Genomic DNA, 19,284 nt, shown 5'->3' on the forward strand with positions numbered 1-19,284 from the left:
ACGCATCTCCAAGATGGGCTCATCGCGCCTGAGGGCCGGCCTGTACATGCCCGCGATCAGCGCCCTGACCTACAACGAAGCGATCAGAGCCATGGGCGAACGGCTAAGGGAGCGGGGCAAGACCGGCAAGCAGATCGTCTGCGCAGCGATGCGCAAGTTGCTGAACATCGCCTATGGCGTGCTGAAATCGGGCCAGCCGTTTGACGCAAAACTGGCCCTTGCTCACTAGAAATCAAGACGGTATCTACGCATAGCGCCCTCCACGCCCGTAGGATGCGCTGAGCTCCGCGATGCGCATCGATTCACAACACCCGATACGAATGCTTTGCGTGCTGCATTACCATGCTCGCCCGCCCCTCGACTGCCAGCAGGAAGCCCATGAGCAGCCCCCCGGACATCACCCTTCACACCTCCCCGGTAGCCGATTCGGAGCTGGACTTCGTTTTCACCTTCGAGCGGCGGCAAGCGGTGGATCGGGTCATTCGCTTGCAGGCGGGACGCGCGGTGGAGAGCGCCGATCCCTTCATCGACGACTGGTCCCCGGCCGAACGCCAGGAGGTGAAGGACACGCTGCGGGCCGCACTGGCCAACGGCGGCATGGTCTGCCTGGCGACCTGTAAGGGGCGGGTCGTCGGCTTCGCCTGTGTGGACGGCGCGCCTGTCGATCCCGGCGGGCGTTACCACCCCCTGAGGGAGTTTCACGTCGAGGCCAGCGAGCGTGGTCGGGGCATCGGGCGCCTGCTGTTTGCCCGCTGCCTTGAAGAGGCTCGTCGCAAGGGCTTCCAGCGCCTGTACGTCTCTTCCCACTCGGCACGGGAGACGGTGCTGTTCTACCAGCGTCAGGGTTGCGTGGATGCGCAGTGGTTGTGGCCGGAGCAGGTGGAGCGGGAGCCGTTCGACTATCCGATGGAGTACGAGGTGGGGCGATGAGCAACGCAGGGGTGGGCAGGCCTGCCCTGTAGTCCTGCGAAGCGAAGGGCATGGCATCCGCTATTCAGGGATGCACTGGCGTTCGTCCGGTCTCAACTGCAGAGGCAAAAGCCATGCAGCGCTGGGCGGAAAGCTGCGGGACACAGCCCGTGATCACTCAGCACTGGAGGGCGATGAATCTGGATGGGTGTCGTCATAGGCCGGGCTTGTCTGCCCGATCTCAGGTGCAATCTGCCCGCAAGCCAGCCAGAACGCGTATTGGGGGTAGGCCTTCACAAGCACGTCGATCTCTTCCGTACTGACTCTTACCGCGCCTTTGCTGACGCTTCGCCAGCGGTCATGGTTGCCTCCCCCCAGCTCGCTGGCCTTTTTCGGTCCCAGCCGCTTGATCAACGCTCGTGCTCTATCGCCCGCTGTCTGCATAAAACATCTTCGACCTTAATTCTGGGCAATAACTTCCCAGAACATCATTTCGTGGGATATAGTCCACCCGTGGGAAATAGTTACCCAAGGGACGAAGGCGTGCAGGCCTTCGAAATAGCCACGGATAGTGACGGAATGGACATGGAACGGGAAGACCTCTTGCCGGCGACACTGGCTGATCTGCCGCCAGCTACTGGCACTGGAGTGGAAAGCATGAGCGGGCAACCTGTGGACACCAGAACGGCCCTGGCAAACCTGGGACAGACGGTGGTGATGGAGTTGCGCTGGGAAGAAGTGCCGCATCCGCTGTTCTGCTGCTACCACATCGTGGGTGTGGTGGTGCCGGTGGAGGGGGTTTGCGAGGAGGGCTACTTCCTGGTGAAGGACGCGCTGGCGCCGGGGCCGTTTCCGGATGAGCTGTTCTGGTCGGACATCCGCCGGATGAAGGTGCTGGTGCAGCGCCCCCTGCCAGCGCCAGGAGCGCGCGGGTATGCCTGAAAGCACAAAGCCCCTGGCTCTCTCGAACCAGGGGCTTTGCTGTGTATGGCGGGAAGATAGGGATTTGAACCCTAGGTGCCATTGCTGACACAACGGATTTCGAATCCGTCCCGTTCGGCCACTCCGGCATCTTCCCGAACGGCGCGCATCATACCAGCTCATCCGCCGATGGCGAAGCCCATGAGGCGATTTTTTCGCGTGGTTTCAGATGCTTGCAGCAGGTCGGACTTCCAGCCGCCCGCCGCTCCGTTATCGGGGCGGCAGGCGGTGGGCGTACCCTCGGTTCAGGCGGTGAGCTTGGTGAGGGCTTCGCGGTACTTGTCGGCGGTCTTCTGGGCGACGTCGGCCGGTACGGCGGGGGCCGGCGGCTCCTTGTTCCAGCCGGTGGACTCGAGCCAGTCACGGACGAACTGCTTGTCGAAGCTGGGCGGGTTCTTGCCTTCGACGTAGCTCTCGACGGGCCAGAAGCGGCTGGAGTCGGGGGTGAGCACTTCGTCCATGAGGGTCAGGGTGCCGTCTTCGTCGATGCCGAATTCGAACTTGGTGTCGGCAATGATGATGCCGCGGGTGGCGGCGTATTCGACGGCGGTGCTGTACAGGGCGATGGCGGTGTCACGGACCTTGGCGGCCAGTTCCTTGCCGATGATGGCTTCGCACTGTTCGAAGGAGATGTTCTCGTCGTGGTCGCCGACGGCGGCCTTGGTGGAGGGGGTGAAGATCGGCTGGGGCAGCTTGGAGGCCTCCTTGAGGCCGGCCGGCAGCTGGATGCCGCAGACGGTGCCGCTCTTCTGGTACTCCTTCCAGCCGGAACCGACGATGTAGCCACGGACGATGGCTTCGACGGCGACGGGCTTGAGGCGCTTGGCGACGACGGCGCGGCCTTCGACGAGGGGCAGCTCGGCGGCGGGGACGACGTCTTCGACGCGGTCACCGGTGAAGTGGTTGGGGACGATGCCGCTGAGCTTGTCGAACCAGAAGTTGGAGATGGCGGTGAGGATCTTGCCTTTCTCGGGGATGGGCTGGTCGAGGATGACGTCGAACGCGGAGAGCCGGTCGGTGGCAACCATGAGCATGCGCTTGTCGTCGATCTCGTACAGGTCGCGGACCTTGCCCGAATAGATCTTCTTCAGGCTCAGGGTGCTGGGAGTGGTCATGTCGTTTTCCGCCTCTATCAAACGAAACAGGCGAAACCGGGGTTTCGCCTATCGGGTTCCGCAGCCTGCACGGGGCCGGCCATTGGATGCCGGGCGGCGCGAGGGCCGCCCGGTTTCGGCTGTCAGCCGAGGTTTTCCTGGATCAGGGTCAGCACGCGGCGCGCCACGTCGGCGGGGGCGACGGTGTTGAGGTCCTTCTCGACGGTGACCTGGACGCTCTCGCCGACGCGGGTCAGGCGGACCTGGTAGCGCTCGGCACGGGCTTCGATTTCTTCCTTGCTCGGCGCGCTGCCGAACAAGCGGCTGAAGAAGCCGGGCTCCTTGTCCTTCTCGGCACCCTCGGCGAGGTTGATGTAGTAGACGCCGAGGCTGCGGTTGATGTCGTCGACGCGGACGTCGCCCATTTCCAGGGCGCGGCCGACGCTGGACCAGCCGCGGTCGAAGTCGGCACCGAGGTTGAGCACGGGGTTGCCGCTGCCGTCCTGGGTGAGGGTGACGCGGCTGGGGGCGTCGAAGTCGCGGGCGGCGAGCAGGGAGACGGAGCCGCCCTGTTCGGCGCTGCGGGCCAGGGTGGCGAGCATTTCGTCCATCAGCGCGGCTTCCAGGCCCGGGCTGTCGGAACGGCTCGGCCAGCCGGTGTCGGCGCTGCTGCCAGCCGGGCGGCTGGTGGTGAGGATGAAGATCTCGGAGGTGTTGCGCTGCACGCCGGGCTCGATGCGCACGCGGGCACGCACTTCGCTGTCGGGCTCCAGGCCGCTCACGCGGCTGCCGAGGCGGCGGGCCAGGGGGGCGGAGAGCTGATCGAGGCGCTGCCAGGCGGTGCTGAATTCACCGGTCTGCGGGCGCTCGTCGGCGATGCGGAAACCGCCGTCCTCAAAGAACTGGCGGGCCACCGGCCAGACTTCGGCCGGTACGCGCTGGGCGACGACCCAGCGGGAGTCGCCGCTCTTCTGCAGGCTGTACTCGCTGACTTCGCCACGCACCTGCAGGGGCTGCGGGCGCGGGACTTCGTAGTCGGGGTCGGTGCGGTTGTCGGCGACGTTGGCCGGGATCGGCAGCAGCGGGTCGAGCCGCTTGCTGTCGGCATCCGCCGGCAGCTGCATGGGCGCGGCCTGGCGCGCTTCCTGGTAATCGTTGCCGCGGTCGCGGAAGTAGCCTTTTTCGCCCCAGAGCCAGCCGCAACCGCTGGTACTGGAGATCATCAGGGCGAGCGCGGAGAGTCCGGCCAGTCGCTTCATGCGTTGTTGCTCCAAGGGTTAGGCAAGCACGCCGGACTGGCGCAGGGCCTGGCGCAGGGGTTCGTGGCAGCGGGGGCTGAGCCAGGTGAGCGGCAGGCGGATGCCGTCGGGGATCAGGCCCATTTCGTGAAGCGCCCACTTGACCGGGATCGGGTTGGACTCGATGAACAGGGCCTTGTGCAGCGGCATCAGCTTGTCATTCAGGCCACGCGCGGTGGCGGCATCGCCGGCCATGGCAGCGGCACAGAGCTGGGCCATCTCGCGGGGGGCGACGTTGGCGGTGACGGAAATGTTGCCCTTGCCGCCCATGAGCATCAGCTCGACGGCGGTGGCGTCGTCACCGGAGTAGACGAGGAAGTCCTTGCTGACGCGATCCAGTACTTCCTGGCCGCGCTTGAGGTCGCCGGTGGCTTCCTTGATGCCGATGATGTTGCCGATCTTGGCCAGGCGCTCGACGGTCTCGGGCAGCATGTCGCAGACGGTGCGGCCGGGGACGTTGTAGAGGATCTGGGGGATCGCGACGGATTCGGCGATGTGGCGGAAGTGCTGGTACAGGCCTTCCTGGGTCGGCTTGTTGTAGTAGGGGGTCACCAGCAGGCAGGCATCGGCGCCTACGTCCTTGGCGGCGGCGGTCAGTTCGACCGACTCACGGGTGGAGTTGCCGCCGGTGCCGGCGATGACCGGGATACGGCCGTTGACCTGATCCACCACGCGGCGGATGACTTCGACGTGCTCGGTGACATCCAGGGTGGCCGATTCGCCCGTGGTGCCGACCGCGACTATGGCGTTGGTGCCTTCCTGGAGGTGGAAATCCACCAGCTTGGCCAGGCTCGCCCAGTCCAGTTGACCCTGCGCGTCCATGGGCGTGACAAGCGCCACCATACTGCCCGCAATCATGCAACCGCTCCTGCCGGAAAATGAGAGCGGTAATGGTACTGGCGGCCTGGGTCCAGCACAAGGTGACACGGGGCCTGCCAGCATTCCCCTTGGCGGCGCTTTTCGCTACCCTTCCCGCTTTGATAGACGCGGCCTCGCCGCCCTCCCCTCGCTTTAGGAACGCTGCATGTCCACCACCCCGCCCCGCGAACAATTCCTCGTGATCAGTGCCCTTGGCCGGAACCCGATGGACCTGACCACCGTGCTCTGCCGCGCCAGCCAGGAAAACCGCTGTGCCGTGGTCAGCAGCCGCATGACCCGCCACGGCGAGTACTGCGCCCTGGTACTGCAGGTTTCCGGCAGCTGGGATGCGCTGGCGCGCCTGGAGTCCGGGGTACCGGCCCTGGCCAAGCGCCACGACTTCACCACCCACATGGTGCGCAGCGGCCTGCTGGAGCCGCGTCCGAACTCGATGCCGTACGTCGCATATGTGAGCGCGGTGTACCGCCCGGACATCCTCAGCGAGCTGTGCCAGTTCTTCCTCGACCACCGTGTGGAGATCGAGAACCTGACCTGCGACACCTACCAGGCGCCGCAGACCATGGGCACGATGCTCAACGCGACCATCACCGTGACGCTGCCGGCCGGCACCCAGATAAGCTGGCTGCGCGATCAGTTCCTGGACTTCGCCGATGCGTTGAACCTGGATGCGCTGATCGAACCGTGGCGTCCGCAACACCCCTGAACAGAGGAGCTTTCCCATGGCCGTGAGCCTCGACCAGCCCGTCGCCGATTTCACCGCTGCCGCTACCAGTGGCGTGGAAGTGAAGCTGTCTGACCTGCGTGGCAAGCAGGTGGTGATCTACTTCTACCCGAAGGACAGCACCCCGGGGTGCACCACCGAGGGCCAGGACTTCCGTGATCGCCACGGCGCGTTCGAAGCCGCCAACACGGTGATCTTCGGCGTCTCCCGCGATGGCCTGAAGTCCCACGAGAACTTCAAATGCAAGCAGGCCTTCCCCTTCGAGCTGATCTCGGACAAGGACGAGGCGCTGTGCCAGCTGTTCGACGTGATCCGCCAGAAGAAGCTCTACGGCAAGGAGTACCTGGGCGTCGACCGCAGCACCTTCCTGATCGACAAGGACGGCGTGCTGCGCCAGGAATGGCGCGGTGTGAAGGTGCCGGGCCATGCCGACGCGGTGCTAGCCGCTGCGCAGGCGCTGAACAAGGCCTGAGCCCCCGCCGCAATGAAAAATGCCGCGAATCTTCGCGGCATTTTTTTTGCCCGTCACATGATGGGCGCAGGCCCGACCGGCTCCGCAGAAGTACGTGGCCAGGCATCCAGCACGGCCTTGAACAGGGTGGCCAGGGGGATGGCGAAGAAGATGCCCCAGAAGCCCCACAGCCCGCCGAACAGCAGCACGGCGCAGATGATGGCCACCGGGTGCAGGTTGACCGCTTCGGAGAACAGCAGCGGCACCAGCACGTTGCCATCCAGGGCCTGGATGATGCCGTGGAGGACCATCAGGTAGATGAACTGGTCGCCCCAGCCCCATTGGAACAGGCCGATCAACGCCACCGGCACGGTGACCACCACAGCGCCGATGTAGGGCACCACCACCGACAGGCCCACCAGCAGCGCCAGCAGGGCGGCGTAGTTGAGACCGAGGGAAACGAAGGCGACGTAGGTGACGCCGCCGCAGATGACGATCTCGATGACCTTGCCACGGATGTAGTTGGCGATCTGCTGGTGCAGCTCCTTCCACACGCGGGTCATCAACTGCCGCTCGCGGGGCAGGTAGCCGCTCAGCCAGCGCAGGATCAGCTCGCGGTCCTTGAGGAAGAAGAACACCAGGATCGGCACCAGCACCAGGTAGATCATCAGGTTGACCAGCAGCGGCAGGCTGGAGAGGGAGAAGGTCAGCGCCCACTGGCCGAACTTGCCGATCTCGCTGCGGGTGACCTCGATGGCATTGAGCACCTGCTCGTCGGTCACCAGGTGCGGGTAGCGCTCCGGCAGCAGCAAAAGCAGCGACTGCCACTCGCCGAGCATGCGCGGCAACTCGTTGAAGAGGTTGCTCAACTGCTGCCAGAGCAGCGGCAGCAGCACCACGAGGAACAGCGCCAGCAGGCCGATGAACAGGGTGAACACCACCCAGACGGCCGCCGGGCCCGGCATCCGCAGGCGCTCCAGCTGGTTGACCAGCCCCTGCATCAGGAAGGCGAGCACCAGGCCGGCCAGCACCGGGGCGAGCATGTTGCCGAGGGTGAGCACCAGGGTGAAGCCCAGCACGAGGAAGACGGCCAGCACCACGGCCTCTTCATCGGAGAAGTAGCGCTGCACCCAGTCACGAAGCACCTTGAACATCGGAATCCCTCGAACGCGGCGCTCAGGCCTTGCGCAACCAGTAGCGGAACACGCCGTCGGCGGCGTCCTCGTGCAGCAGCTCGTGCCCGGCCAGGCGGGCGAAGGCACGGAAATCGCGTTGCGAACCGGCGTCGGTGGCGGTGACCTTGAGGACTTGGCCGCTGGCGAGGCGGTTGAGTTCGAGCTTGGCCTTGAGCAACGGCAGGGGGCAGTTGAGCCCGCTGGCATCCAGCTCGGCGTCGAAGGGGACGGCGTCGGTCATGGGGCATCTCCAGAAGGGCGCCTAGGATACAGAAGCGTTCTCTGCGCTGGCCAGCCGAGCGGAATGAAAGCTACATTTACGCCTTTGCCGCTACGAGCCACCGTGCATGAACCCGTTGCGCCCTACCCTGCTAGCGCTTGCCTGTCTCCTCGCCACGCCGGCCATGGCCGATGACCTGCCCTCGCTGGGGGACGCCAGCTCCTCCATCGTTTCGCCCGACCAGGAACACAAGCTGGGCCGTGCCTGGCTGGGCCTGCTGCGCGCACAGGTGGAGCAACTGCCCGATCCACAGCTCAAGGAATACGTGGAAAGCAGCGTCTACCGGCTGGCCGAGTCCAGCCAGTTGCAGGACCGCCGCCTGGAATTCGTGCTGCTGAAAAGCCCGCAACTGAACGCCTTCGCCGCCCCCGGCGGGATCATCGGCGTCAACGGCGGCCTGTTTCTCTATGCGCCCAACGAAGCCGAATACGCCTCGGTCATGGCCCACGAACTCGCGCACCTGTCCCAGCGCCACTTCGCACGCGGGGTGGAAGCCCAGCAGCGCATGCAGATCCCGGTAATGGCAGCAATGCTCGCCGGCATCGTCGCGGCAGCGGCCGGTGCCGGTGACGCGGGCATGGCGGCGATCATGTCGACCCAGGCAGCGGCCATCCAGGAGCAGCGACGCTTCTCCCGCCAGAACGAGCAGGAGGCCGACCGTATCGGCCTGCTCAACCTGGAAAAGGCCGGCTATGACCCACGCGCCATGCCGAACATGTTCGAGCGGCTGATGCGCCAGTACCGCTACGACTCCAAGCCGCCGGAATTCCTGCTGACCCACCCGGTGACCGAATCCCGTATCGCCGACACCCGCAACCGCGCCGAGCAGCTGCCTGCTGGCGGCGTGGAGAACAGCCTGCGCTACCAGCTGATGCGTGCGCGGGTGCAGCTGATGTTCGAGGAAACCCCGGGCATCTCCGCCAAGCGCTTCCGCGCCATGCTGGACAGCGATCCCAAGCTGGACGCGGCGCGCTACGGCCTGGCCATCGCCCAGATCAAGGCCGGCCAGTTGAACGAGGCCCGCGAGGCGCTGACGCAGTTGCTGGCCAAGGCGCCCAACGAGGTGGCCTACAACCTGGCCCAGGTGGACCTGGACATCACCGCCAACCGCCTGCCGGACGCGCAGAAGCGGGTGGACCGGCTGCTCGGTCTCTACCCTGCCAGCTACCCGCTGAAGCAGGCCCGGGTGGACCTGCTGCTGAAGCAGAACAAGCCCCAGGACGCCGAGAAGGTGCTGGACGATCTGGCCCGCACCCGCGCCAACGACCCGGACATCTGGTACCAGGTGGCGGAAGTGCGCGGCCTGGCCGGCAACACCATCGGCCTGCACCAGGCCCGTGCCGAATACTTCGCCCTGGTGGGGGATTTCGACCAGGCGATCGAGCAACTGGACTTCGCCAAGCGCCGGGCCAGCAGCAACTTCCCGCTGGCAGCCCGCATCGACGCGCGCCAGCAGGAGCTGATCGAGCAGCAGAAGGCGGTGAAGCAGATGATGCGCTGAGCCTGCGCCGAAACGAAAAAGCCCGGACATCGATCCGGGCTTTTTCTTGGGCGCCGTGGGCTCAGGCGTTGCCGCTGAGCTTCATGCGGGCGGCCTGGGTGAAATCGAGCATGCGCTTGAGCGGCTTGACGGCGCGAGGGATCAGCGCGGCGTCGACAAAGATCTCGTTGCTGCCTTCACGCAGGCACTGCAGGGTGCGCTCCAGGGTATTCATGGCCATCCACGGGCAATGGGCGCAGCTGCGGCAGGCGGCACCGTTGCCAGCGGTGGGCGCTTCGATGAACTGCTTGTCCGGGCAGAGCTGCTGCATCTTGTAGAAGATGCCGCGGTCGGTGGCGACGATGAAGGTCTTGTTCGGCAGCGTCTGGGCGGCCTTGATCAACTGGCTGGTGGAGCCGATGGCATCGGCCAGCTCGATGACCGACTCGGGCGACTCCGGGTGCACCAGGATGGCGGCGTCCGGGTAGAGCGCCTTCATGTCTTCGAGCTGCTTGGCCTTGAACTCCTCGTGGACGATGCAGGCACCGTCCCACAGCAGCATGTCGGCGCCGGTCTCACGCTGGATGTAGCGGCCCAGGTGCTGGTCGGGTGCCCAGAGGATCTTCTCGCCGTTGTCCATCAGGCTCTCGACGATCTCCAGCGCACAGCTGGAGGTGACGACCCAGTCCGCCCTCGCCTTCACGGCTGCCGAGGTGTTTGCATAGACGACGACCGTGCGCTCGGGGTGCTGGTCGCAGAAGGCGGAGAACTCATCCACCGGGCAGCCCAGGTCGAGGGAGCACGTGGCCTCGAGGGTCGGCATCAGCACGCGCTTCTCGGGGTTGAGGATCTTGGCGGTCTCGCCCATGAAGCGCACGCCAGCGACCACGACGGTCTGGGCAGCGTGCTGGTTGCCGAAGCGCGCCATCTCCAGGGAGTCGGAGACGCAGCCGCCGGTCTCTTCCGCCAGCGCCTGGATGACCGGGTCGCAATAGTAGTGGGCCACCAGGACGGCGTTCTGCGCCTTGAGCTCGGCCGCGATCGCCTGGCGCAGCTGGGTCTCTTCTTCGGGCGTCAGTTGCCGGGGTTGCTTGGCCGCCAGGTGGGCCTGGACGAGGAAACGTTCGGAGAGCTGGGACATGTCTGCGGACCTGCGGGACGCCTGAGCGTGGAAGCCATGTAGAACCACGGGCCGGACGACGGTCAGGCACGCGGGCGGCGGATGATAGCGCAGATCAATGACGGGGTGGATGGCTGCGGCGCCACAACGAAAAAGCGGGAAGACCTTTCGATCTTCCCGCTTCTGTTGGCCTCTTCGAGGCCTTGTATGGTGGGTCGTGTAGGATTCGAACCTACGACCAATTGGTTAAAAGCCAACTGCTCTACCGACTGAGCTAACGACCCAACGCGAGGCGTATAATACTGATTTTATTCAGGAATTCAACACCCCTCGGAAAAATTTTCAGAAATAGGGTGTCGGATCTTCCACGCCGGCCGCCGCAAAGCCTGCGGCACGCAGCCGGCAGCTGTCGCACTTGCCGCATGCCCGCCCCTGGTCGTCGGCCTGGTAGCAGGAAACGGTCAGGCCGTAGTCTACCCCCTGGGCAATACCGGCCCGGATGATCTCGGCCTTGGAGAGGTTCTGCAGCGGCGCCTGGATACGGAACCCCTGCCCTTCCACACCCGCCTTGGTGGCGAGGTTGGCCATGCGTTCGAAGGCGTCGACGAACTCGGGGCGGCAGTCCGGGTAGCCGGAGTAATCCACGGCATTCACACCAATGAAGATGTCGCGCGCACCCAGCACTTCGGCCCAGCCCAGCGCCAGGGAGAGGAACACGGTGTTGCGTGCCGGCACATAGGTGATGGGGATGCCCTCGGTGGGGCTCTCCGGCACGGCGATGCTGTCGTCGGTCAGCGCCGAACCGCCGATGCCGTTGAGGTTGAGGCCGATGACCTTGTGCTCCACGACACCCAGCTGGCGAGCCACGCGCTCGGCTGCCTGCAGCTCGGCCCGGTGCCGCTGGCCATAGTCGAAGCTCATGGTGTAGCAGGCGTAGCCGTCGGCACGGGCCAGGGCTACGACGGTGGCGGAATCCAGGCCGCCGGAAAGAAGGATGACCGCTTTCTTGTCGCTCATGTCAGTGTCCCGGTTCGTCGTTCCAGAGAATCTTGTGCAGCTGCAGTTGCAGGCGGACGGGCAGGTTGTCCGCCACGATCCAGTCGGCCAGTTGGCGCGCGTCCACCTGGTGGTGGCTGGGGGAGAACAGCACCTCGCCGGCCCGCTGTTCAAGGCGGTACTCGATGAGCTTGGAGACCGCCCAGTCGTAGTCCTCACGGGAGCAGATGACGAACTTCACCTGGTCGTTCGGGGTGAGCTGGGCAATGTTCTCGTAGCGGTTGCGCGCGACTTCGGCGGAGCCGGGCGTCTTGAGGTCAAGCACGCGGCTCACGCGGGTGTCGACGGCGGCGATGTCGAGCGCGCCGCTGGTCTCCAGGGACACCTCGTAGCCGGCATCGCACAGGCGCGCCAGCAGCGGGATGCAGTTGGGCTGGGCCAGCGGCTCACCCCCGGTGACGCAGACATGGCGCGGCCGGTAGGCGGCCACCTGCTCGAGGATGTCGTCGAGGGACTGGAGTTGCCCGCCATTGAAGGCATAGGCGGTGTCACAGTACTGGCAGCGCAGGGGACAGCCGGTCAGGCGCACGAATATCGTCGGCAAGCCGGCGGTACGCGTCTCCCCCTGCAACGAGTAGAAGATCTCGGTGATTCGCAGGGTCTGTTGCATAAGGGCCACGGGCGTGACGGCGAAACAGGCCATCCGCCTCCGTTGCGGGTAAGAAGGGCGGCGATTCTAAACGAAAAAACCCGCGACGGGCGCGGGTTTCTCGATGGACGCGAGGGACTCAGCGAAGACGCTGCAGGTCGCGCTGGGCCAGTTGGGCAGCCGAAGTACCCGGGTACTGGGAAATCACCTGGCGGAGGATGCCCTTGGCCTTGTCGGCGTTACCCAGGCGCTGCTCGACATCGGCGAGCTTGTAGAGCGAGTCGGGCACCTTGGCGTGCTGCGGGTAGGTCTGGCTGACACGGGCAAAGGCCTGGCCAGCACCTTGCAGGTCGCCTTTGGCCAGGTTCACTTCACCGAGCCAATACTGGGCATTACCGGCGTACTGGCTGTTGGGGTATTTGCGCAGGAAAGCGGTGAAGGCCTGGCTGGCCTTGTCGAAGTCCTTGGCCTTGATGAGGTCGAAGGCGGCTTCGTAGTAGAGCTTTTCCTTGGCGGGGTCGGCTGGCTCGTTGCTCGCAGCAGGTTGCTGGGCGGGAGCGGCCGGAGCACCGGCGGCGTTGATGGCGCCATCGGCGGGAGCATTCTGTTGGGCCGGAGCCGGGGCACCTGCGGCGCCAGAGCTCAGCCGGCTGTCCAGGTCCTGGTAGCGTTCCAGGCTCTGTTGCTTCAGCTGTTGGATCTCGTTCTGCTGTTCTTCGACCATGCCGCGCAGGCGACCGATCTCTTCCTGCATCTGCTGCAGTTGCATGAACAGCTCGCCTTGCGCGGAAACCGGGGCTTGCGCCCCGGTTCCGGCATAGGCGCCGTTCGTACCATAACCAGCGGGCGGATAAGCGCCGTAACCGGCGTTGTTTCCGTCCACCACGGGAACCTCGGCAAACACTGCGAAGGGCAGGCTACCCAGGGCCAATACAGTCAAAGCACGACGGCACTTGCGCATAGCTATTACTTACGCAGCTCTACGCGACGGTTCTGAGCCCAGGACTGCTCGTCGTTGCCGGTGGCAACCGGACGCTCTTCACCGTAGGAAACCAGTTCCAGCTGAGCCGGGGAAACGCCCTGCAGAACCAGGTAGCGCTGAACGGCCTTGGCACGACGCTCACCCAGAGCCATGTTGTACTCGCGGGTGCCGCGCTCGTCGGTGTGGCCTTCCAGGACAACGCGGTTGCCGTTGGCTTTCAGGTCCTTGGCGTGTACGTCCAGAGCGCGCATGGCTTCCGGCTTCAGGTCGGAGCTGTCGTACTCGAAGTAGAAAGTGGTGATGGCGCGCAGAGCGGCTTCTTCGCTCAGGCTGGAATCCAGACCACTGTTGTTGGCGTTGTAGCCAGCGTTCGGATCTACGGCGCCTTCGCCGGAGTTTTCGCCGCCCTTGGAGGAGCAACCTACTGCTACGGCCATGGCCAGAGCCAGTGCTGCGAATTTACCGAACTTGATCATTTCCATCGTTGTAACTCCTAATGAGCCCCAGTGTGTTTAGCAAAAAGCAAATAGTCAGCACCGCGTCAGTTCAGGTACGGCGACCAGGACGGTTCGCGGATATCGCCTTGAACGGTTGGAATTGGAAGCCGCACGCGCCCATTGGTGGACACGAGCATCAGGACTCCCTGGCCCTGCTGGCGGGTGGCGTAGATTAGCATGGTGCCGTTGGGCGCAACAGTGGGCGAATCGTCCAGCGAGGTGTTGGAAAGGATGCGCGGAGCGGCCCCGGCACGGGTCAGATCAAGGGCGGCCACCTTGAAGTTGGTGAAGCCATCCTGGCGGTGGATCATCACCAGGGTCTTCTCGTCAGCGGAGAGTTTCGGGTTGGCGTTGTAGTTGCCCACGAAGGTCACGCGCTGCGGTTCCCCACCGTTGATGTTGGCCTTGTAGATCTGCGGCTTGCCGGCGCGGTCGGAGGTGAAGTACAGGGTCTGGCCGTCGGCGCCCCAGAAGGGTTCGGTGTCGATGGCCATGTGGTTGGTGACGCGGCGCAGCTGACGGCTGCCCAGGTCCATCACGTAGATCTCCGGGTTGCCGTCCTTGGACAGGACGAATGCCAGGCGATTACCTTCCGGCGACCAGGCCGGCGCACCGTTGAGGCCTTCGAAGTTGGTGATCTGCTCGCGGCGACCGGTATCGATGTGCTGGATGAAGATGCGCGGACGCTTCTGCTCGAACGAAACGTAGGCAATGCGACGGCCATCCGGAGCATAGCGCGGCGAGAGGATCGGCTCGCGGGATTGCAGCAGGGTCACGGCACGGGCGCCGTCATAGTCGGAGCGCTGCAGGGTGTAGCGGGTGTTGTTCACCGAGAAGCGCTCTGCGGTGACATACAGCATGCGGGTGGAGAAGGCGCCCTTCACACCGGTGAGCTTCTCGAAGGCCTGGTCGGAGACGTAGTGGGCCATGTCACGCAGCTGGTCGGTGGAACCGCTGACGGTTCCGGCGAACACCTGCTGCTCGGTCGCGACGTTGAACAGGGCGAACTGCACCTGCAGGCGACCTGCAGCCGGCACGATGCTGCCGACGAGCACGTACTGGGCGCCCAGCGCCTTCCAGTCGCGGTAGATCACTTCGGCTGCCTGGGTCGGCAGGCTGATCATGTTCTGACGCGGGATGGGCTCGAAGTAGCCGGAGTTGCGCAGGTCGTTGCCGATGATCTCGGACATGTCTTCCGGCAGCACGGTACCGCCCTGCCAGCCGAACGGGACGACGGCGATTGGAACGGCCCTATCTACCCCTTTCGAAATAAGAATATTTTTCTCTTCAGCGTTGGCGAAGCCTGCCAAGCAGAGCGCGATTAGAAGAAAACCTCTAAGAATTTTCATCACTACTCCAGGTCCTCAGGGGTAAATGTCATTTTGAATGAGCGGTAAATATTGAACTCAGAGGGCTTCATACCCTGCATTTCTGGAATACGGCCCACATTCCTAACCGCGCTGACAGCCGACTGGTCGAACGACGGGTCACCACTAGAGCGCACAACTGTTGCGTTTGTGATGGTGCCGTCAGGCAGCATATTAATTTGAACCTGCACCGACATACCGTTACGAGCTGACGGAGGTCGAGTCCAGAGTTCAGATACTCTCAGCCGGATAAGATCATCATAATTACCAGAAGTGGTATCACCCACCTCGTCAGCGGGCGCCTGCTGGTTCTCGACCTTATCTCCAAGCAGCTCCGCCAACGCAGCCGCCTTCTGGTCACGGGCCGCCTTGCGCTTGGCTTCTTCCGCCGCTTTCTTCTTGGCCTCTTCGGCTGCCTTTTTCTTGGCATCCTCGGCGGCTTTCTTCTTCGCTTCCTCGGCCGCCTTCTTCTTGGCGTCCTCAGCCGCTTTCTTCTTCGCCTCTTCGGCGGCCTTCTTCTTGGCCTCCTCTTCGGCTTTTTTCTTGGCTTCTTCCTCGGCCTTCTTCTTGGCGATGTCGGCCTGCTGCTTCTTGGCCGCTTCCTCGGCCGCCTTCTTGGCGTCCTCGGCCTTCTTCGCCTCTTCGGCTTTCTTGGCTTCTGCCGCCTTTCGAGCTTCTTCGGCTTTCTTTTGTTCCGCGGCCTTGGCGGCAGCCACTTTCTGCTCTTCCGCCTTCTTCATTTCCAGCTGCTCGGCTTCATACATCGGAGCAGCGGTCTTCTTGGCCTCGCCGGCGATCTTCTGGTTGGTCTGGGTGGTCGCCTGGCTCTGGGACTTCAACTGGTAAAGGGTGGCCTGGACGATAGGGCGCGCCGGCGGCAGCTCCGGGGTGAAGGCGAAGCTGACGAAGAGCATGCCGAAGATGAGCACATGCAGCCCGACAGCCCATACGACGGGCCAGAAGTAGCTTTCAGAGGGGGAGCGTTCGCTCTGCTGATGCATCAGGGCGCCTCGGTGATCAGCCCGACATTGCCGACGCCGGCCTGCTGCAGGCCACCCATGACCGCCATGACGGAGCCGTAGTCGACCGCCTTGTCACCCCGGACGAAGACCTGGACCTTCTTACCCTGGCTGGCGTTCTGGCTCATGATCGCGGTCACGGTGCGCACCAGGTCCGGCAGCGCCGTGGCGGTTTCGCTGCCCTTGCCCTGATCCGGGTCGACTTCCTCGCCCATGTTCCAGTAGTAGGTCTTGTCGGCCTTGATGGAGATGGTGAGCACGCGGGAGTTGTTGTCCTGCGGCAGCACCTCGCTGGAGACCTTGGGCAGGTCGACCTTGACGCCCTGGTTGAGCATGGGCGCCGTCACCATGAAGATGACCAGCAGCACCAGCATCACGTCGATGTAGGGCACCACGTTCATCTCGGCGACCGGCTTGCGTTTATGGCGGTTTCTGGCCATGGCTTGGAACCTGTCCTTTCGTTGAACCTGCGTCTATCACTCGTCGCTGGTGTGCACCTTGCGGTGCAGGATGGCCTGGAACTCGTCGGCGAAGGTGTAGTAGCGACCGATCAGGGTTTCGCCACGGGCCGAGAAGCGGTTGTAGGCGATGACCGCCGGGATCGCCGCGAACAGGCCGATGGCGGTGGCGATCAGGGCCTCGGCGATGCCGGGGGCAACGGTCGCCAGGGTGGCCTGCTGGACCTGGGCCAGGCCACGGAAGGAGTTCATGATCCCCCAGACGGTGCCGAACAGGCCGATGTAGGGGCTGGTGGAGCCGACGGTGGCGAGGAACGGCAGGCTCTGCTCGAGCTTTTCCTCTTCACGGGAAATGGCCACGCGCATGGCACGGGCCACGCCCTCCATCACCGCGTCCGGGTCGACGCCGGGCTGCTGGCGCAGGCGGGAGAACTCCTTGAAACCGGCACGGAAGATCTGCTCCACACCGCAATCCGGATCCGGGTTGCTGCCGGCCTGGCGGTACAGCTTGGACAGGTCGATGCCCGACCAGAAGCGTTCCTCGAAGGCCTCCAGGGACTTCTTGGCCGCACGCAGCAGGTTGCTGCGCTGGAAAATCATGATCCACGAGGTGACCGAGGCGGCCACCAGGGTGAGCATGACCAGTTGCACCACGAGGCTGGCGTTGCTGATCAGGCTCCACATGGAGGTATGGTCGACGACGTTGGCTTCCACGCTTAGTCTCCTGCAGGGGATTGGCCCGGTACGGCGGCGAAGGCTTCACGCAGCGCTTCGGGGATCGCCCGGGGTTTCAAACTGTCGGCGCGCACACAGGCCACCAGGAACTGCCCTTCGCAGAGCAGCGCATCATCCGTAACCCGCCTCACCTGTTGACGAAACTTCAGGCTCGCACGGTTCAATTCGATCACTTCGGCGCTGATGGCCAGTTCATCGTCCAGGCGGGCCGGCTTGTGGTAACGCGCCTCGGCCGAATGCACGACGAACAACAGGTTCTCCCCGACCAGCTCGGACTGGGCAAAACCCAGGCTCCGCAGGTACTCGGTTCGAGCCCGCTCCATGAACTTGAGGTAGTTGACGTAATAGACGATGCCGCCGGCATCGGTGTCCTCGTAATAGACGCGGCTCCGATGCACGAAAGGTGGGGCCTCATTTTGCGCGCGCATACTCTAGTGCTTACTCCAAGGGTTGCCAATCCGGCCCGACAACTGTTTTTGCGCCGTTCCGACGCACGCTTCGACCGCGGGGATGTTCATTCGTCACCCGGGGTGAACAAATCCCCCGAGGGCTCCTCCAGCAGCCGCCCCGGCAGCTTCAGACCGAAGTGCAGGTAGGCATGCCGGGTAACCACCCGTCCGCGCGGGGTGCGCATGATGTAGCCCTGCTGGATCAGGTAGGGCTCCAGCACATCCTCGATGGTGTGCCGCTCTTCGCTGATGGCAGCGGCGAGGCTGTCGACGCCGACCGGGCCCCCGTCGAACTTGTCGATCATCGCCAGCAGTAGACGCCGGTCCTGGTGGTCGAAGCCACGTTCATCCACATCCAGCAGGTTGAGCGCCTGGTCGGCGATGACGCGGGTGATCTGCCCCTGGGCCCGGACTTCGGCAAAATCCCGCACGCGGCGCAGCAGGCGGTTGGCGATACGCGGCGTGCCACGGGCACGGCGGGCGATCTCGAAGGCACCCTCCGGCTCGATGTGCAGGCCGAGGATGCCGGCGGAGCGCGCCACGATGGTGGAGAGGTCCTGGGTGTTGTAGAACTCCAGGCGCTGGACGATGCCGAAGCGATCCCGCAGCGGGTTGGTCAGCATCCCGGCGCGGGTGGTGGCTCCTACCAGGGTGAAGGGCGGCAGGTCGAGCTTGATCGAACGGGCCGCCGGGCCTTCGCCGATCATGATGTCCAGTTGGAAGTCTTCCATCGCCGGGTAGAGCACTTCCTCGACCACGGGCGAGAGGCGGTGGATTTCGTCGACGAACAGCACGTCGCCCGCTTCGAGGTTGGTCAGCAGCGCCGCCAGGTCGCCTGGTCGCTCCAGCACCGGGCCGGAGGTGCTCTTGAGGGAGACGCCCATCTCGTGGGCGATGATGTTGGCCAGGGTGGTCTTGCCCAGGCCGGGCGGACCGAAGATCAGGGTATGGTCCAGGGCCTCCCCCCGCCCCTTGGCGGCCTTGATGAACAGCTCCATCTGCTCGCGCACCACCGGCTGGCCGATGTAGTCGGCCAGGCTCAGCGGGCGGATGGCACGGTCCAGCTGTTCGTCGCGGTCGCGGCTGCTGGCAGTGATCAGGCGGTCGGCTTCGATCATCGGGGCTTACACCATTCCTTTCAGGGCGCGGCGGATCATTTCCTCGCTGGACAACCCTTCTTCCTTGATCGCAGCGACGGCGCGACTGGCTTCCTGCGGCTTGAAGCCGAGGGCGATGAGGGCGCTGAGGGCGTCGCTTTCGGCGCTGGAAACACCGGCACCGGCCACCGGCTCGACAATGAGGGGGGCGATGGTGGGCATGTTCTCCCAGGCCTTGAAACGGTCCTTGAGCTCCACCAGCAGGCGCTCGGCGGTCTTCTTGCCGACGCCGGGGATCTTCACCAGCGTGGACGTGTCCTGGGCCTGCACGCAGCGGACCAGTTCATCCACTTCCAGCCCGGACATGAGCGCCAGGGCCAGCTTGGGGCCGACGCCGTTGAGGCGGATCAGCTCGCGGAACAGCTCCCGGTCACGGCGCTCGTAGAAGCCATAGAGCAGGTGCGCGTCCTCCCGCACCACCAGGTGGGTGTGCAGGGTGACGGGCTCGCCGACACTGGGCAGGCGGTAGAGGGTGGTCATGGGCACTTCCAGTTCGTAGCCGACGCCATTGACGTCGAGGATCAGGTGCGGCGGCTGTTTCTCCGCCAAGGTGCCACGCAAACGTCCGATCACGAAGAGCGTCCTTA

At 64.5% G+C, this 19,284-nt stretch carries 23 protein-coding genes, 2 tRNA genes and 1 pseudogene; 6 read left to right on the forward strand and 20 right to left on the reverse strand.

Going from position 1 to position 19,284, the window contains the following annotated elements; translation table 11 throughout:
• Positions 1 to 229, forward strand: a pseudogene (locus SZ55_RS28400) (IS110 family transposase); the annotation flags it as partial.
• A gap of 149 nt (positions 230 to 378) precedes the next feature.
• Entirely contained in the window at positions 379 to 930 is a 552-nt protein-coding gene (locus tag SZ55_RS26190) for a GNAT family N-acetyltransferase (protein ID WP_052807680.1), read from the forward strand.
• Positions 931 to 1,083: 153 nt separating this feature from the next.
• On the opposite strand, the gene SZ55_RS27800 is transcribed toward SZ55_RS26190, so the two are convergent.
• Positions 1,084 to 1,323 carry a DNA-binding protein gene (locus SZ55_RS27800; protein WP_232060751.1) on the reverse strand — a complete coding sequence of 80 codons (240 nt, stop codon included), beginning with the start codon at positions 1,321 to 1,323 and terminating at the stop codon, positions 1,084 to 1,086.
• Between the two features lie 171 nt (positions 1,324 to 1,494).
• Here SZ55_RS27800 and SZ55_RS26195 point away from each other — a divergent pair, with 171 nt between their 5' ends.
• Positions 1,495 to 1,851, forward strand: coding sequence for a hypothetical protein (locus SZ55_RS26195; protein ID WP_236692495.1), 357 nt, complete (start codon positions 1,495 to 1,497; stop codon positions 1,849 to 1,851).
• 46 nt (positions 1,852 to 1,897) lie between these two features.
• Here the strand turns inward: SZ55_RS26195 and SZ55_RS26200 are convergent.
• From SZ55_RS26200 to dapA, 4 genes are all read right to left on the reverse strand, one after another.
• Positions 1,898 to 1,987 (reverse strand) — tRNA-Ser (locus SZ55_RS26200).
• Between the two features lie 148 nt (positions 1,988 to 2,135).
• Complete coding sequence (locus SZ55_RS26205; protein WP_044414056.1) at positions 2,136 to 3,005, reverse strand: phosphoribosylaminoimidazolesuccinocarboxamide synthase; 870 nt, start codon at positions 3,003 to 3,005, stop codon at positions 2,136 to 2,138.
• A gap of 122 nt (positions 3,006 to 3,127) precedes the next feature.
• A complete protein-coding gene (bamC, locus tag SZ55_RS26210; protein WP_044414059.1) occupies positions 3,128 to 4,243 on the reverse strand; it encodes an outer membrane protein assembly factor BamC in 1,116 nt (371 codons plus the stop codon).
• Between the two features lie 18 nt (positions 4,244 to 4,261).
• Positions 4,262 to 5,140 carry a 4-hydroxy-tetrahydrodipicolinate synthase gene (dapA, locus tag SZ55_RS26215; RefSeq protein ID WP_044414061.1) on the reverse strand — a complete coding sequence of 293 codons (879 nt, stop codon included), beginning with the start codon at positions 5,138 to 5,140 and terminating at the stop codon, positions 4,262 to 4,264.
• Between the two features lie 166 nt (positions 5,141 to 5,306).
• Here dapA and SZ55_RS26220 point away from each other — a divergent pair, with 166 nt between their 5' ends.
• Entirely contained in the window at positions 5,307 to 5,864 is a 558-nt protein-coding gene (locus SZ55_RS26220) for a glycine cleavage system protein R (RefSeq protein WP_044414064.1), read from the forward strand.
• A 16-nt stretch (positions 5,865 to 5,880) separates the two neighbouring features.
• Complete coding sequence (locus SZ55_RS26225; protein ID WP_044414067.1) at positions 5,881 to 6,354, forward strand: peroxiredoxin; 474 nt, start codon at positions 5,881 to 5,883, stop codon at positions 6,352 to 6,354.
• A 53-nt stretch (positions 6,355 to 6,407) separates the two neighbouring features.
• Here the strand turns inward: SZ55_RS26225 and SZ55_RS26230 are convergent, their stop codons facing one another.
• Together SZ55_RS26230 and SZ55_RS26235 are read right to left on the reverse strand one after the other, a co-directional pair.
• On the reverse strand, positions 6,408 to 7,487 hold the full coding sequence (locus SZ55_RS26230) for an AI-2E family transporter (protein ID WP_044414070.1): 1,080 nt from the start codon (positions 7,485 to 7,487) through the stop codon (positions 6,408 to 6,410).
• A gap of 22 nt (positions 7,488 to 7,509) precedes the next feature.
• Positions 7,510 to 7,749 (reverse strand): sulfurtransferase TusA family protein, encoded by a 240-nt coding sequence (locus SZ55_RS26235; protein ID WP_044414073.1) that lies wholly within the window; start codon positions 7,747 to 7,749, stop codon positions 7,510 to 7,512.
• A gap of 106 nt (positions 7,750 to 7,855) precedes the next feature.
• Between SZ55_RS26235 and SZ55_RS26240 the strand changes: the two genes are divergently transcribed.
• Complete coding sequence (locus SZ55_RS26240; RefSeq protein WP_044414076.1) at positions 7,856 to 9,289, forward strand: M48 family metalloprotease; 1,434 nt, start codon at positions 7,856 to 7,858, stop codon at positions 9,287 to 9,289.
• Positions 9,290 to 9,350: 61 nt separating this feature from the next.
• Here the strand turns inward: SZ55_RS26240 and nadA are convergent, their stop codons facing one another.
• From nadA to ruvA, 13 genes are all read right to left on the reverse strand, one after another.
• A complete protein-coding gene (gene nadA / locus SZ55_RS26245; RefSeq protein WP_044414080.1) occupies positions 9,351 to 10,409 on the reverse strand; it encodes a quinolinate synthase NadA in 1,059 nt (352 codons plus the stop codon).
• 187 nt (positions 10,410 to 10,596) lie between these two features.
• Positions 10,597 to 10,672: transfer RNA gene (locus SZ55_RS26250), tRNA-Lys, on the reverse strand.
• A 58-nt stretch (positions 10,673 to 10,730) separates the two neighbouring features.
• Entirely contained in the window at positions 10,731 to 11,405 is a 675-nt protein-coding gene (gene queC / locus SZ55_RS26255) for a 7-cyano-7-deazaguanine synthase QueC (protein WP_044414083.1), read from the reverse strand.
• A 1-nt stretch (position 11,406) separates the two neighbouring features.
• Positions 11,407 to 12,054 (reverse strand): 7-carboxy-7-deazaguanine synthase QueE, encoded by a 648-nt coding sequence (queE, locus tag SZ55_RS26260; protein ID WP_044414455.1) that lies wholly within the window; start codon positions 12,052 to 12,054, stop codon positions 11,407 to 11,409.
• 118 nt (positions 12,055 to 12,172) lie between these two features.
• The gene (gene ybgF / locus SZ55_RS26265) at positions 12,173 to 12,994 is read right to left on the reverse strand and encodes a tol-pal system protein YbgF (protein ID WP_082078346.1); all 822 of its coding nucleotides are present in this window, start codon (positions 12,992 to 12,994) and stop codon (positions 12,173 to 12,175) included.
• Between the two features lie 5 nt (positions 12,995 to 12,999).
• Complete coding sequence (gene pal, locus SZ55_RS26270) at positions 13,000 to 13,497, reverse strand: peptidoglycan-associated lipoprotein Pal (RefSeq protein ID WP_044414089.1); 498 nt, start codon at positions 13,495 to 13,497, stop codon at positions 13,000 to 13,002.
• A gap of 59 nt (positions 13,498 to 13,556) precedes the next feature.
• Positions 13,557 to 14,861, reverse strand: coding sequence for a Tol-Pal system beta propeller repeat protein TolB (gene tolB / locus SZ55_RS26275; protein ID WP_044414092.1), 1,305 nt, complete (start codon positions 14,859 to 14,861; stop codon positions 13,557 to 13,559).
• Positions 14,862 to 14,863: 2 nt separating this feature from the next.
• Positions 14,864 to 15,880 (reverse strand): cell envelope integrity protein TolA, encoded by a 1,017-nt coding sequence (tolA, locus tag SZ55_RS26280; RefSeq protein WP_044414095.1) that lies wholly within the window; start codon positions 15,878 to 15,880, stop codon positions 14,864 to 14,866.
• Positions 15,880 to 16,338: a protein TolR gene (gene tolR, locus SZ55_RS26285; RefSeq protein WP_044414098.1), complete on the reverse strand. Its 459-nt coding sequence runs from the start codon at positions 16,336 to 16,338 to the stop codon at positions 15,880 to 15,882. The genes tolA and tolR overlap by 1 nt, the downstream gene beginning before the upstream one ends.
• A 36-nt stretch (positions 16,339 to 16,374) precedes the next feature.
• Positions 16,375 to 17,070 carry a protein TolQ gene (gene tolQ / locus SZ55_RS26290; RefSeq protein ID WP_044414101.1) on the reverse strand — a complete coding sequence of 232 codons (696 nt, stop codon included), beginning with the start codon at positions 17,068 to 17,070 and terminating at the stop codon, positions 16,375 to 16,377.
• A 2-nt stretch (positions 17,071 to 17,072) separates the two neighbouring features.
• Positions 17,073 to 17,519: a tol-pal system-associated acyl-CoA thioesterase gene (gene ybgC, locus SZ55_RS26295; RefSeq protein WP_044414103.1), complete on the reverse strand. Its 447-nt coding sequence runs from the start codon at positions 17,517 to 17,519 to the stop codon at positions 17,073 to 17,075.
• An 86-nt stretch (positions 17,520 to 17,605) separates the two neighbouring features.
• On the reverse strand, positions 17,606 to 18,658 hold the full coding sequence (gene ruvB / locus SZ55_RS26300) for a Holliday junction branch migration DNA helicase RuvB (RefSeq protein ID WP_044414106.1): 1,053 nt from the start codon (positions 18,656 to 18,658) through the stop codon (positions 17,606 to 17,608).
• 6 nt (positions 18,659 to 18,664) lie between these two features.
• A complete protein-coding gene (gene ruvA, locus SZ55_RS26305; RefSeq protein ID WP_044414109.1) occupies positions 18,665 to 19,270 on the reverse strand; it encodes a Holliday junction branch migration protein RuvA in 606 nt (201 codons plus the stop codon).
• Between the last annotated feature and the right edge of the window lie 14 nt (positions 19,271 to 19,284).

Source organism: Pseudomonas sp. FeS53a (assembly GCF_000931385.1).
GTDB lineage: Bacteria > Pseudomonadota > Gammaproteobacteria > Pseudomonadales > Pseudomonadaceae > Metapseudomonas > Metapseudomonas otitidis.

Coding starts and splice junctions, on each gene's coding strand:
- SZ55_RS26190 (WP_052807680.1), top strand. CDS start 379: ATGAGCAGCCCCCCGGACATCACCCTTCACACCTCCCCGGTAGCCGAT.
- SZ55_RS26195 (WP_236692495.1), top strand. CDS start 1,495: ATGGAACGGGAAGACCTCTTGCCGGCGACACTGGCTGATCTGCCGCCA.
- SZ55_RS26205 (WP_044414056.1), bottom strand. CDS start 3,005: ATGACCACTCCCAGCACCCTGAGCCTGAAGAAGATCTATTCGGGCAAG.
- bamC (WP_044414059.1), bottom strand. CDS start 4,243: ATGAAGCGACTGGCCGGACTCTCCGCGCTCGCCCTGATGATCTCCAGT.
- dapA (WP_044414061.1), bottom strand. CDS start 5,140: ATGATTGCGGGCAGTATGGTGGCGCTTGTCACGCCCATGGACGCGCAG.
- SZ55_RS26220 (WP_044414064.1), top strand. CDS start 5,307: ATGTCCACCACCCCGCCCCGCGAACAATTCCTCGTGATCAGTGCCCTT.
- SZ55_RS26225 (WP_044414067.1), top strand. CDS start 5,881: ATGGCCGTGAGCCTCGACCAGCCCGTCGCCGATTTCACCGCTGCCGCT.
- SZ55_RS26230 (WP_044414070.1), bottom strand. CDS start 7,487: ATGTTCAAGGTGCTTCGTGACTGGGTGCAGCGCTACTTCTCCGATGAA.
- SZ55_RS26235 (WP_044414073.1), bottom strand. CDS start 7,749: ATGACCGACGCCGTCCCCTTCGACGCCGAGCTGGATGCCAGCGGGCTC.
- SZ55_RS26240 (WP_044414076.1), top strand. CDS start 7,856: ATGAACCCGTTGCGCCCTACCCTGCTAGCGCTTGCCTGTCTCCTCGCC.
- nadA (WP_044414080.1), bottom strand. CDS start 10,409: ATGTCCCAGCTCTCCGAACGTTTCCTCGTCCAGGCCCACCTGGCGGCC.
- queC (WP_044414083.1), bottom strand. CDS start 11,405: ATGAGCGACAAGAAAGCGGTCATCCTTCTTTCCGGCGGCCTGGATTCC.
- queE (WP_044414455.1), bottom strand. CDS start 12,054: ATGCAACAGACCCTGCGAATCACCGAGATCTTCTACTCGTTGCAGGGG.
- ybgF (WP_082078346.1), bottom strand. CDS start 12,994: ATGCGCAAGTGCCGTCGTGCTTTGACTGTATTGGCCCTGGGTAGCCTG.
- pal (WP_044414089.1), bottom strand. CDS start 13,497: ATGGAAATGATCAAGTTCGGTAAATTCGCAGCACTGGCTCTGGCCATG.
- tolB (WP_044414092.1), bottom strand. CDS start 14,861: ATGAAAATTCTTAGAGGTTTTCTTCTAATCGCGCTCTGCTTGGCAGGC.
- tolA (WP_044414095.1), bottom strand. CDS start 15,880: ATGCATCAGCAGAGCGAACGCTCCCCCTCTGAAAGCTACTTCTGGCCC.
- tolR (WP_044414098.1), bottom strand. CDS start 16,338: ATGGCCAGAAACCGCCATAAACGCAAGCCGGTCGCCGAGATGAACGTG.
- ybgC (WP_044414103.1), bottom strand. CDS start 17,519: ATGCGCGCGCAAAATGAGGCCCCACCTTTCGTGCATCGGAGCCGCGTC.
- ruvB (WP_044414106.1), bottom strand. CDS start 18,658: ATGATCGAAGCCGACCGCCTGATCACTGCCAGCAGCCGCGACCGCGAC.